The sequence below is a fragment of the Turicibacter sp. T129 genome (assembly GCF_025594975.1).
Taxonomy (GTDB): Bacteria; Bacillota_I; Bacilli_A; order MOL361; family Turicibacteraceae; genus Turicibacter; species Turicibacter bilis.
Map to the genome: position 1 here is coordinate 1 of NZ_JAMQUU010000104.1, position 12,234 is coordinate 12,234.

At 33.8% G+C, this 12,234-nt stretch carries 11 protein-coding genes; all 11 read left to right on the forward strand.

What is annotated here, in order from left to right; genetic code table 11:
• Window positions 1-115: 115 nt before the first annotated feature.
• The 11 genes from NEH75_RS12985 (at window position 116) to NEH75_RS13035 (ending at window position 12,185) form a co-directional block, all read left to right on the forward strand.
• Window positions 116-652, forward strand: a complete 537-nt coding sequence (locus NEH75_RS12985; protein WP_262948988.1) for a hypothetical protein — start codon at window positions 116-118, stop codon at window positions 650-652.
• A gap of 994 nt (window positions 653-1,646) precedes the next feature.
• Window positions 1,647-2,513, forward strand: coding sequence for a hypothetical protein (locus NEH75_RS12990; protein ID WP_212723311.1), 867 nt, complete (start codon window positions 1,647-1,649; stop codon window positions 2,511-2,513).
• A gap of 20 nt (window positions 2,514-2,533) precedes the next feature.
• Window positions 2,534-3,436, forward strand: a complete 903-nt coding sequence (locus NEH75_RS12995) for a GGDEF domain-containing protein (RefSeq protein WP_055305139.1) — start codon at window positions 2,534-2,536, stop codon at window positions 3,434-3,436.
• Window positions 3,437-3,873: 437 nt separating this feature from the next.
• On the forward strand, window positions 3,874-5,394 hold the full coding sequence (locus tag NEH75_RS13000) for an aminotransferase class I/II-fold pyridoxal phosphate-dependent enzyme (protein WP_262948989.1): 1,521 nt from the start codon (window positions 3,874-3,876) through the stop codon (window positions 5,392-5,394).
• Between the two features lie 18 nt (window positions 5,395-5,412).
• Window positions 5,413-5,838, forward strand: coding sequence for an adenosylmethionine decarboxylase (speD, locus tag NEH75_RS13005; protein WP_055276719.1), 426 nt, complete (start codon window positions 5,413-5,415; stop codon window positions 5,836-5,838).
• A gap of 21 nt (window positions 5,839-5,859) precedes the next feature.
• Window positions 5,860-6,726 (forward strand): polyamine aminopropyltransferase, encoded by an 867-nt coding sequence (gene speE / locus NEH75_RS13010; RefSeq protein ID WP_055276717.1) that lies wholly within the window; start codon window positions 5,860-5,862, stop codon window positions 6,724-6,726.
• Window positions 6,707-7,579: an agmatinase gene (speB, locus tag NEH75_RS13015; protein WP_055276715.1), complete on the forward strand. Its 873-nt coding sequence runs from the start codon at window positions 6,707-6,709 to the stop codon at window positions 7,577-7,579. Before speE ends, speB begins: the two co-directional genes overlap by 20 nt.
• Before the next feature lie 18 nt (window positions 7,580-7,597).
• Window positions 7,598-8,758 (forward strand): methionine adenosyltransferase, encoded by a 1,161-nt coding sequence (metK, locus tag NEH75_RS13020; RefSeq protein ID WP_212723315.1) that lies wholly within the window; start codon window positions 7,598-7,600, stop codon window positions 8,756-8,758.
• Between the two features lie 506 nt (window positions 8,759-9,264).
• Window positions 9,265-10,008: a hypothetical protein gene (locus tag NEH75_RS13025; protein WP_262948991.1), complete on the forward strand. Its 744-nt coding sequence runs from the start codon at window positions 9,265-9,267 to the stop codon at window positions 10,006-10,008.
• A gap of 353 nt (window positions 10,009-10,361) precedes the next feature.
• Window positions 10,362-10,868, forward strand: coding sequence for a hypothetical protein (locus NEH75_RS13030; protein ID WP_055276188.1), 507 nt, complete (start codon window positions 10,362-10,364; stop codon window positions 10,866-10,868).
• Window positions 10,869-11,048: 180 nt separating this feature from the next.
• Window positions 11,049-12,185: a serine hydrolase domain-containing protein gene (locus NEH75_RS13035; RefSeq protein ID WP_055276186.1), complete on the forward strand. Its 1,137-nt coding sequence runs from the start codon at window positions 11,049-11,051 to the stop codon at window positions 12,183-12,185.
• The last annotated feature ends 49 nt before the right edge of the window (window positions 12,186-12,234 follow it).

The window sequence follows — 12,234 nt, forward strand, 5'->3', positions numbered from 1 at the left end:
CTTGGTGGCTGAATAGTTACTAAAAATCTATCTTCAAAATGATTCAAACATTTTATAATAATTTTTTACTCTTGTGAATAGGATGAATTAATCGGATAAACATGAGGGTGAAGTTATGTCTTTAGCAAAAGAAATTTTAGAATTATCGGTACAAGCGTTACAAGAGGACTATCCAACTTATCAATTTATGGTGCAACGTGATATTGCCTGGATTTTGCAAAAAAAGATGATTGAGTTGATTGAAAAAAAGGGGTATGCGCTAGAAGTTTATCAAGACTATCCACTAAAAAGAGGGGGTAAAGAGTATAACGAGCATGAATTAGTCGTTGTTTCACAAGGAATGAATTATCGTGACATGTTTAAATCGTCTTCTCAAGTTGAGTTGGTCGTGCGTGTCTTATTTGAACCTTCACGTCATCGCCGCGATATTTGTGAGTATCATTTACCTCGAGTCTTAATGCCACAGTTTTTCTCCCAAGTGAATGAATTAAAATCATTAGTTGAAATGAACAAAGCGAAAGATACGAAACTCATATTAGTTGATGAATATTCAAGACATCGACATCAACTGAATCAAGAAGAACAAATGGATTGGCAATCTTGGGGAAGTTATGATGATCCAGGATTGAATGTTTCTGTATTAGTGATTTAATATTTTAAAAAAGCGCTAGTTTTCTTCAACTAGCACTTTTTTAATCTCGTGAACGGTGGTGAGCACTTTTATATGTCACTCACCGTTTAAAGATGATATTTCACTTAAGGTGTAAATGATGGTCTAGCTAACTCAAAATAGCAATCAAGATGCGATTGACAATCCTTTCTTTTAAAAGAACTCATTTCTCAAGCTCTGTTTTAAGTTTATTTATCTTTCACTTGTCTTCATACACTCATTTTATTAGCTCTGTTCCCCATGTTATTCATCATCAAATCCGTAACTCTAACCACTATAACATTTCTTCCGTTTGCTGAATTCTCATCTTCCTCTAATAGAGGGGGGGTTACTTTTATCTTTTTGACGAGGAATTGTTTTACCAATGAGTCGTTCTTTGTCTTTTAAATCATGGACTAGTTTATAAAACCCGTTGTTCAACAGGAATAGATCCCTGTTTTAAGTCGAATGGTTTTGTAAATTTTTATTCGTTCTATCAGCTATCGATTACTTGAATGTTTCACGTTGTACTGTTTAATTTCCATTCGATTTATTATTCATCTCCTTTTTCTTCTCTTATTATTCGTTACGTTTTACTTATTAGTAATCCTTCATCGCTTCTGTCCGTTCTTATCCTTTCAGTTTAATTTATTCACTCTTTTTCATTATTTTTATTGTCGTTTTGCGTTAGTTTTTTTTGTTTTCCATAATTTAACTCGTCTCTTCCCTTTTTTTTATTCTTCATTTTTCTTTGTTCCCCCTTTTTTTTGCTTATTTTTAATCCCCTCAATTATATTCAATATAATAAAAGTTATATTGAATATAATATTTTGTAATTAGTTTTGTATACATTTGTAAACACAAGTAAACTTATTGTATATGGATGTTTTATGCCTTGTATACTGATGTATACTTTTTGAAGGTGTAAACATGTAGGGTGTAAAAATACTAAAAAATATGCTATAATAGATAAAAATGTAGCAAAAAAGGTGAGAAAATGGCAGATGCAGTATTTAGTGTACGTATAGATGAAGAATTGAAGAATCGATTTCTCGAATTGGCACAACAAAACGGGATGAATAATAAAGATTTAATGCAAATGATGTTGACACAGTTTGAATTAGGACAAATCGGGACAGGATCTGATCAGTTCACACAAGATATTGATGAACTTCAACGTTTGACAAAGCGTATGGCGGACATTTATATCAATATGGTAGAGCGCGTACAATTACGTGAGTTAGAAACTAAGAATAAAGAAAATCAACAACTTTATGAGCAAGAAGAAGAAATCGCGCAATTAAAAGAACAACTTTCACAATTAGAAGAAAAAGAACGACAAATCCAACAATTAAAGGATCAAGTCAAAGGTTTAAAACAAGAAGTTACTGTTCAAAAAGAAGAGCGACGTAATTTAAAAGATTTAAATGATTTACTACGGGAGAAAAATAGTGAATTAGAGAAGAGATTTGTTGAAGTTGAAGTCAAAATCGAAACAGCAGATGCAGCTTTAGAGGAGTTAACTAAACTTCGAGCGTTAATTGAAGACAAAGAAGAGGAAGTTAAACGTTTAAATCGTCGAATTCATGTGATTGAAGATGAGAAAGAAGAGCAAAAGAATAAGTTTTCAGAAAAAATGAATCAAAATCAAGTGGCAATGGAGCAAGAGATTGAGTTGCTAAAGCGAAAACAAACGCTTGAATTACAAGAATTGCGTCTTTTATTACAACAAGACCACAGCGAAAAGATCGAAAAGTTAAAAGAAGACTATGAATCAAAGGTCGTGCAATTAGTCCAAGAAAATGACGGATTGAAAAGGCAGTTAGATCAACAGTTATCAAAAGGAGAAGAATCAGCAATCTAATAATAAAAGGGGACAGACAAATGTTTGAAACAGAATTGATTAATGAAATTCGTGAGCGATTAAGTATATTTATTGGGTTATATGATAGTATCCGTATTGTGGATCCCATTAAAAAGGAACTGATTAAAGAAGAAGGGGCGTGCAGCTCAATTGAATTACCTAGAAAAGGGCGTCATTGTTACGATTTTTGGGAACAAGATACCGTTTGTGGCAATTGTGTGTCTTTTGTGGCTTATAAAAACAAGAAATCTACTTTTAAAATCGAACGCTATAAAGATGGGGCGTATTGTATATTTGCCTTGCCAATCGAACGCGAAGGTCGCTTATACATTGTAGAACTACTGAAAAAAGTGACAGCTGATGATTTCTTTTCTGATTTGTCTTTTAACTTAGCGTTACCACTCAATACAACAACAACAACTTTGACGGAGTTAGCTAACACGGATGAGTTAACAAAAGTTTATAATCGACGCTACTTTGAAACACAGTTAGCTAAAGAAATAATGTATAGTAGCTTTTATGAAACGAATTTAGCGATCATGATTATTGATATTGATCATTTTAAACAAATTAATGACTTACATGGACATTTAGTCGGTGATGAAGTGTTAAAGCAATTTGTTGAAGTGATTCAGTCAGTCCTTCGTCATGATATCGATTGGATGAGTCGATATGGTGGGGAAGAGTTTGTTGTTATTTTAAAAAATGTGGATTTCTCTCATGCGAATAAAGTTGCTGAACGAATTCGCCAGTCTGTTGAGCGTCATTTTTTTAAAATTGGGGATCATGTTCACCGCTTAACGTGTAGTATTGGACTTTCAATGTGTCAATCAGGTAATTTAAAACAAACTGAATTATTACAAGAAGCAGATCAAAAACTATATCAGGCAAAAAATAACGGTAGAAATTGTGTTATTAGTTAACAAAAAAAGGCAATCCTAAAATCAGGATTGTCTTTTTTTGTTAGTTTATATAAATTAAACTTCTGGATTGAATGAGGCAAGTTAAGTTTAGTAATATAAAACAAGTTGTTAAAAATAATTAAATTTTAATATTTTTTGCTAAAAAAGTATTGCTAAAGGAAAAAAAGTGTACTATTATAGTCGATGTTGTGCTGGTAATCAGTCAACAGGGTAATAAAAGGTGAATAAAAATCCATTTATAGGCAAGATATAGTATTTTATCCTGTTTTTGTTGTTGATTTTTGTGTGATAAAGCAAAAAAATGAAAGAGTTCGTTTTGTGTTTTTAACTGAAAAAACTTTTTTTTGCCCAAAAAGTTTATAAATACTAAACAAATCGTCTTGTGTTGGTAACTGGAAGAGAAATAAATCTCTTTGCATAGAAAGGAGGAGAATAAAGTGAGTCATTTGAAATGTATGGATTTAAACACACAATATGTCTCAGTCGTAGATACTAACCGATTAGAAAAACATCGTGACATTCCACTGTTATCGGCTTTAAAAGAATATAGCCTTCAAGATATTGCAGCTTTTGATGTTCCTGGTCATAAACGTGGTCAGGGAGTAAAGGTATTAAATCAATATTTTGGACATGAACTGATGAGAATGGATGTTAATTCCCTGCCATTGCTTGATAATGTATCGAATGCTAAAGGAGTTATTAAAGAAGCACAGGAATTGTTAGCGGATGCCTATCATGCAGATGCTGCCTTTTTTATGACAAATGGAACCACATCGGCGATTCACTGTATGCTAATGTCAGTATTAGGACCGAACGATAAAGTATTGCTACCGAGAAATATTCATAAGTCAGCATTGAATGGTTTGATTCTGTGTGGAGCAACTCCTGTTTATTTGCCAACAGAAATGCTAGGAAAAGAAGGAATTGCTTGTAATGTTAAACCATCTGATGTTGAATCAATGCTTAATCAAGATTCAAACATCAAAGCTGTATTTTTATTAAATCCAACTTATTATGGCTTTGTCACCGATTTAGAGCAAATTATTCAAATTTGTCATCAAAGAGATGTACTTGTCTTAGTGGATGAGGCACATGGAGCACATTTTCCTTTTCATCCTGATCTGCCACCTTCGGGAGTTGAATTAGGAGCTGATGTCTCATGTGTGAGCATTCATAAAACTGGGGGAGCCTTAACTCAAGCGTCTGCTTTGCTTGTTAATAAAGCACGCATTGATGTTAAAAAAGTTCAACAAGTCATTAACATGCTACAATCTACTTCATGTTCTTATTTACTCATGAGTAGTCTAGATGGAGCGCGCCAGAATTTAGTCTTAAATGGCCATGAACAATTATCTAAAACGATTTATTTAAGTGAATATGCGCGATATAAAATCAACCAAATTCCAGGATTGCATACGATTGAACCGATAGGTGTTTACCATCAGTCTTATGATGTGACTAAACTAGGGATAAATGTTCAAGGATTAGGATTAACGGGATTTGAAGTCTATGACCTGATGTGGAAAAAATATAATATCCAATTAGAGATGCCTGACTTTAATAATGTCTTAGCTGTGATTAGCTTAGGTGATCAATTAAAAAATATTAATCGCTTAATTGAGGCGTTTAAAGACATAGCGAGTCAGCATCATAAAGAATCTAACATTGAGCAAACCCCATTTAAATTAGTGAGTCATCCTCAAGTTGAACTATCTCCACGTGATGCCTACTTTAGTGAAAAAGAATTAGTTCCGCTCGAAGAAGCCATTGGGCGATTAGCGGGTGAATCCATTTTAGCTTATCCACCAGGTATCCCTATTGTTGCCCCAGGTGAACGAATTACTTCAGAAGTGATTATTTCCTTGAAGCAACTCAAACAAAGTCATGCTTTTTTAACAGATAATGTTGATAAAGAAATGAAACAGTTATTAGTGATTAAAGAAAACAATCTTTCTTAAGATAAAGGAGTGTTACCTATGCATAAAGTTGAAACATTAGGTCGTCACATTTTAGTTGAATACTACAATTGTGATCCAGAAGTTTTAAAAGACCCTGAGCTCATTGAACAATCAATGAATCAAGCAGCGTTAGAAGCCAAAGCAACGATTGTTGATTCTGTTTTTCATCATTTTAATCCATGGGGAGTTAGCGGAGCTGTTATTGTAGCTGAATCTCATTTAACGATTCATACATGGCCTGAATATGGATTTGCATCTGCTGATTTCTTCACATGTGGTGAGATTGATCCATGGAAGAGTTTTGAATATTTAGAAACCATTTTAAAATCTGAATTTAGTGAATCGATTGAAATCCCACGTGGATTAACGTCAAAAATTCAAAAACATAGTAAAAATGATTTAGGATTAATTACACATAAACCAATTGAAGCGGCTGCAGTGTAAGTCATAAAAGGAGAGATAAACATGGAGTTTTGGTATACAGAAGAGTGGACAGAAAACGTACGTTTTTCAATTAAAGTCGATCAGCAACTTTATTCAAAAAAGTCAGATTTTCAACAAGTAGATATCTTTGAAAGCCAAGAATTAGGAAAGTTTTTAACCTTAGATGGTTTAATGATGGTTAATGAAAAAGATGAATTTGTTTACCATGATTGTATCGTTCATACACCAATGTGTGTAAATCCTAACATTAAAAATGTTTTAATTATCGGTGGTGGAGACGGTGGAACAGCTCGTGAATTATCACGTTATTCCTCAATTGAAAAAATTGATATGGTGGAAATTGATGAGTTAGTGGTTCGTGCGTCACAAGAGTTTTTACCGATTACAGCTTCTAAATTAGAAGAAGATTCACGAATTCATTTATATTTTGAAGATGGGGTAGCTTGGGTAGCTAATGCCAAAGATGAAACGTATGATTTAATTATTGTTGATTCAACGGATCCAATTGGTCCAGGAGAGGGATTGTTCTCAACAGAATTCTATCAAAATTGTTATCGCATTTTATCAAAAGATGGAATTTTAGTGAATCAAAATGAGAGCCCCTACTTTGCTCATAATGCACGCGAAATGAAACGTGCTCATGAAAAAATTAATCGTATTTTCCCAATTGCAAAGGTTTATCAGGCACATATTCCAACATACCCATCAGGACATTGGTTATTTGGATTTGCTTCTAAAACATTTGATCCGATTAAAGATGCGAAAGTTGATGAATGGAACGCATTAGGTTTAAAAACAAAGTACTATAACACAGATATCCATGTAGGATCATTCATGTTACCGACATTTGTAAAGGAGATGCTTGAAGATGCAAAATCGTCTAAGTAATGCAGCTCAGTTTTTAGCTATGGAAGCCTCTTATGAAGACGCAGATGTGGTTGTCTTCGGTGCTCCATTTGATGGAACAACCTCTTATCGTCCAGGAACGCGATTTGCCGCGCAACAGATGCGTTGTGAATCAGATGGGATCGAAACGTACAGTCCATTGCTTGATTTAGATTTAGAAGATTATTCGATTTGTGATGCGGGAGATGTCGCTTTATCGAACGGAAATACACCGAAAATCTTATCTGAGATAGAAGAAGTTGCAGCGGGAATTATTAATGATCATAAAAAGCCATTAATGATTGGTGGAGAGCATTTAGTAACACTTCCAGTTATTGAAGCATTAGTGAAAAAGCATCCTAATATTCATATTCTACATTTTGATGCGCATACAGACTTACGTGAAACGTATAACAATGAAAAATTATCGCATGCAACAGTTATTCGTCGTTGTTGGGATATTCTTGGTGATGGTCGCATTTATCAGTTTGGTATTCGTTCAGGAATGAAGCAAGAGTTCGATTTTGCTTTAAAAGATCACCATACTTATATGGAGCCATTCACTGTTCATAGCGTGAAAGATATTGTGGCACAGTTATCAGGGAAAAAAGTATATATCACGATTGATTTAGATATTTTAGATCCATCTATTTTCCCTGGAACTGGAACGCCAGAACCAGGTGGAATTACATATCGTGAACTAGAGACGGTGTTTAAAGCAATTAAAGCAGCTGACATCGAATTAGTTGGAGCCGATATGGTTGAATTAAGTCCACATTATGATACAGCTAACGTATCAACGATTGTGGCATGTAAAGTATTAAGAGAATTAGCATTATTAGTAGCAAGTAAATAGATAGGTAGGGAGATATTTATGAAACAACGTAAATTATTCACATCAGAATCAGTAACAGAAGGGCATCCAGATAAAGTTTGTGACCAAATTTCAGATGCAGTTTTAGATGCAGTTTTAGCACAAGATTCAATGGCGCGTGTCGCATGTGAAACAGTTGCTTCAAAGGATTTAGTTTTAGTGACAGGAGAGATTACAACGACAGCGACAGTTGATTTTGAAGCGATTGTTCGTCAAACGATTCGTGAAATCGGATATACAGCAAAAGAAATTGGATTAGATGCAGATAACTGCCGCGTGATGGTAGAGTTAAATGCACAATCACCTGATATTGCACAAGGGGTTGATGCTTCATTAGAAGCGCGCGAGCAAGATGAAGAAGAGGCAGTGATCGGAGCGGGCGATCAAGGATTAATGTTTGGTTATGCTTGTCGTGAGACTGAAGAGTTAATGCCGTTACCCATTTCATTAGCTCATAAATTAGCTAAAAAATTAAGTGAAGTTCGTAAAAATGGAACATTAGACTACTTACGTCCAGATGGAAAAACACAAGTAACGGTTGAATACAATGAAGTAAATGAACCAGTACGCGTTGATACGATCGTTATTTCAACTCAACATGATGAAGAAGTGTCACATGCACAAATCGTTGCTGATTTAAAAGCGCATGTCATTGAAACAATCATTGATCCTGCTTTAATGGATGAAGCAACTCGTATTTTCATTAACCCAACCGGACGCTTTGTGATCGGTGGACCAGATGGAGATGCTGGATTAACAGGACGTAAAATCATTGTTGATACATATGGTGGATATGCCCGTCACGGTGGAGGAGCTTTCTCTGGAAAAGACTCAACAAAAGTAGACCGTTCAGCAGCTTACATGGCACGTTTCATTGCTAAAAATATCGTTGCGAATGGTTTAGCTGAAAAATGTGAGATTCAATTATCTTATGCCATTGGGGTTGCTGAACCAACATCGATTTTAGTTGAAGATTTCGGAACTGCAAACGTTTCAAATGAGCAATTAGTTAACATCATTAAACGTAATTTCAAGTTACATCCACAAGGAATTATTGAAATGTTACAATTACGTCAACCCATCTTTAAACAAACAGCCGCATATGGTCACTTTGGACAAGCCAACTTACCTTGGGAACAAGTGATCGAATTAGCAGTATAAATTCCTATATAATATAGAAAGAAAAAAAGCTATAAATATTTCAAAAACAGTTTCAGTTTTGGGGTTGAAAAAAGTAAATTACCTTAATTTTTACAAAGAAAAAAGTAGTCACTTTTACAATGACTGCTTTTGTTGTATTATCAACGTTTTTAAGTATTATTTATTAAAAATATGACGATTTTTACATTAGTTTTTACATCACTAAATTTTACGGTAATAAATTTATTACCGACTTTTTTATGACTGTAAAAATATCTACAAAAACGATTGTAATTTCAAATGATAAAACGATAATTTTAGGCGATAACTCCCTTATGTATTAGAAAAATTAGCCTTATATAAAGGGTTGTCATTTTACCTACTTTTTGTCATTTATTTTTACAATTATTATTTTACTCTATTGTTCTAAAATGTAAAGTTTTTCCTGTTTTTGTGATATAATCAAGAGGACAAGACTAATATAGTTCATGATAAGTAAAAATTGACTGATAAGGAGAGGTAAAAAAATGAAACTATTGAAAATAATTCTGTTCAGTCTGGCCATTGTGATAACTGGCTTACTCTCATTATTTGCATGGGGATGTGTCGGGGGACAATACAATCAAGATGTTTTAAATGAGTTAACAGGTCAAATTATATATACCCGACGTGATACAGATTCCATTTTGAAAATTTATACCTCTCAAGCTAATTTAGAGAATGAACAATTACTTTACGAACATCAAGATTCCATTGATAATGGAAACATTTCGGGTATTACCTATGATAAAGCAAATAACCGTCTTATTTTTGAAGCCTATGATGACGCATTAGAAGATTGGGGACTTTTTAAATTAAATGAGGATGGAACAGCAACTTCTCTTGGAATTTCCACCCTCGATTTAGAAGCAGATTGGCGTGTTCATTCCATAATGGCTGAGGATAGATTTTACGAAGAAGGTGGTGATTTATACTTAAAGGATGCCGTTACGGATGAAACCATGTTAATCAAAAATTTCTACGGAGCCTATGATATAAAGTTTTCACCAGGTTACGTTCCTCGTGCTCTTTCTCAAGATGAAACCTTTGTTTTCTTTTCTTACAGTAAACACCTCACACCTTTTGGTGCTCTATTAGAGGGATTACTTAATTCTGATTACCACTTTCAAACCTATGTGCGAAACGTAAAAACAGGAGAAGAAAGTTTATATGTTGATTTTGGAGAGATTATCTTTCTATCAGAAACCGATAATTTCCTCGCCCATAACTAAGGTTGTGGGCTTTTTTACTTTTATTAGGCCTTATTTTAGAAAGTTAGGAAACTATAATCATTATTAATAAGTAATATTGAATGCTCTTAAAATATTAAGATTTAAAACATAACCTTCTAATAAAAAGGTACTTATTCAAGCGGATTAAACCCTACTCGATAAGTACCTTTTTAGGTATAAAATCATTTAATTGACCATTTTAACAGAAATTTAGTGATTAAAATCCATAAAACTGAAACTGTTGAATATTTCAATTGATAGCTTTTTTTGTCATAGCGTCTAAAATTATGTCATACACTTATTAAGAAAGAGGAAATTCTTCCGAAATGGAATCCTAGGACGAGGTGATAAGTATGATTTATAAGTTATTTAACTATTTAAAATCAGTCTCAGTGGAGGGGGAACATGGAATTGAATATTTAAGACATAATTCTCCTTATTTTGAAAGTGAACATGTATGTATAGAAGTTAAAGAAGTCTCTCATAATGAGATTCAGGTGCAAGTGATCCGTACCGTTTATCCTCTTTATAAAGTGAGACTCGAGTTTTTAAATCCAATGGAGAATGTTAAAGCGCAATTAGATTCGACAGGGGAATCTACTCCGTTTTGTGAGGAAGCAAAACACAATCAATGCTATACTTGTTCTGATTGGGGAGTATATGCTTTAGGAATTGAAAAAGACTATGGAAATGATGCGTCATTTCTTGTTAGTCCACACTATATTAAAGTAGAAATTCCATTAAATGATTCAAATGATTCTTGCTATCGTCTTTTATTTGAAAAATATTTAACCATTCATCCGAACCAAGAAATTGTCTCACGATTTAATCAGCTATTAGGGTATTCAATCGCTAATTAGATCTATTAAAACCTTCAGGGATTTATTGTAAAATATAACTTTTTTATTAAATAGAAGTAAAATATGGATTTTATCTAGAAGTTTGTCGAACTTAAGAGTTTTTTAAGGTAACTTATGGTATAGTGATGAGGGGATGATTTTAAATCATCAAATCATTAATTGGTGATATTGGGAGGATTTATGAAGAATCAACTACAATTAATAGCTTTAGTAAGTATCCTCATGGTGATAGGTGGATGTTCTCCCCAACTCAAGGCATTAAATGTTGTTCCAAAACCGGAGATAGAAACAGTAGAGTTAGAATCATTAGAAGTAGTGAGTGAAATAATTTCATCTAATTATGAGCCATTGGCTGAATCGTTAGATGCCTATTTACTTGATCAATCATTTAATGGTGTAACGTTAGTCGCTTCAGGTGATGAAATTATTCTGTTAAAAGCGTATGGATTAGCTCAAGTGAATGAGCAGGAAGAAATGACAGTCGATCATCAATTTCAAATTGCTTCTGTTTCAAAGTCATTTGTCGCTGTTAGCATTTTACAATTAGTTGAAGCGGGAAAATTAACATTAGATCAGACGATTGATAAGTATTTTCCAGATATGCCAAATGCAGAGTTAATAACGATTCATCAATTGTTAACTCATACATCAGGCTTATACTCAGGTGATGATTTAACAAATTACAGTCAGGTAACAACTGTTGACGAAATTATTGCACCTGCGTTTAAGTCTTCGAATTTATATTATGAGGAGCCAGGAACGTATTCAATTTATTCAAATTTAGGCTATGATGTCTTAGGAGCCATTATTGAACAGGTTAGTGGTCAAACTTATGCAGACTATATTGAAGAACATGTTTTGATTCCTGCCGGAATGACTCAATCTGGTTTGAATATGGAAGGATTAGTATTAGAAAATATGGCAACAGCTTATAATGGGAATATCTCCGAGGGCGATGAAGCTAAAGTCTTACATCCATCCTTTGGTTATTCCTCTGGTGGACTTCATTCGACAGCCATGGATTTATATAAATACGATCGTGCGTTACATTCTAATCTGTTAATTTCACAGGAAAGTTACGATTTAATGACTCAAGAGTCTTCGAAAGTTGGAACTAAATCATATGGTTATGGTTGGTATGTCAATACGGGGGTAGAGGACACAGTTTCTCACCCTGGAAATTTAATTGGTTGGCATTCGATGTTACTCCGTCATCAAGAAGATAAAGTTACGGTCATTTTATTAACAAATCATGATGAAAATGACATGTTCATGGCTTATAATCTGGCTCGTTTAGTTTTAGCGGAAGTGGAATAGTAAAGGGAACTCTTCTTAATTGAAGAGTTCCTTTTTATGTGCGCCCGGC

Bases quoted from the DNA above. Each gene is read 5' to 3' on its own strand.
- NEH75_RS12985 (WP_262948988.1), top strand. From the start codon at position 116: ATGTCTTTAGCAAAAGAAATTTTAGAATTATCGGTACAAGCGTTACAA.
- NEH75_RS12990 (WP_212723311.1), top strand. From the start codon at position 1,647: ATGGCAGATGCAGTATTTAGTGTACGTATAGATGAAGAATTGAAGAAT.
- NEH75_RS12995 (WP_055305139.1), top strand. From the start codon at position 2,534: ATGTTTGAAACAGAATTGATTAATGAAATTCGTGAGCGATTAAGTATA.
- speD (WP_055276719.1), top strand. From the start codon at position 5,413: ATGCATAAAGTTGAAACATTAGGTCGTCACATTTTAGTTGAATACTAC.
- speE (WP_055276717.1), top strand. From the start codon at position 5,860: ATGGAGTTTTGGTATACAGAAGAGTGGACAGAAAACGTACGTTTTTCA.
- speB (WP_055276715.1), top strand. From the start codon at position 6,707: ATGCAAAATCGTCTAAGTAATGCAGCTCAGTTTTTAGCTATGGAAGCC.
- metK (WP_212723315.1), top strand. From the start codon at position 7,598: ATGAAACAACGTAAATTATTCACATCAGAATCAGTAACAGAAGGGCAT.
- NEH75_RS13025 (WP_262948991.1), top strand. From the start codon at position 9,265: ATGAAACTATTGAAAATAATTCTGTTCAGTCTGGCCATTGTGATAACT.
- NEH75_RS13030 (WP_055276188.1), top strand. From the start codon at position 10,362: ATGATTTATAAGTTATTTAACTATTTAAAATCAGTCTCAGTGGAGGGG.
- NEH75_RS13035 (WP_055276186.1), top strand. From the start codon at position 11,049: ATGAAGAATCAACTACAATTAATAGCTTTAGTAAGTATCCTCATGGTG.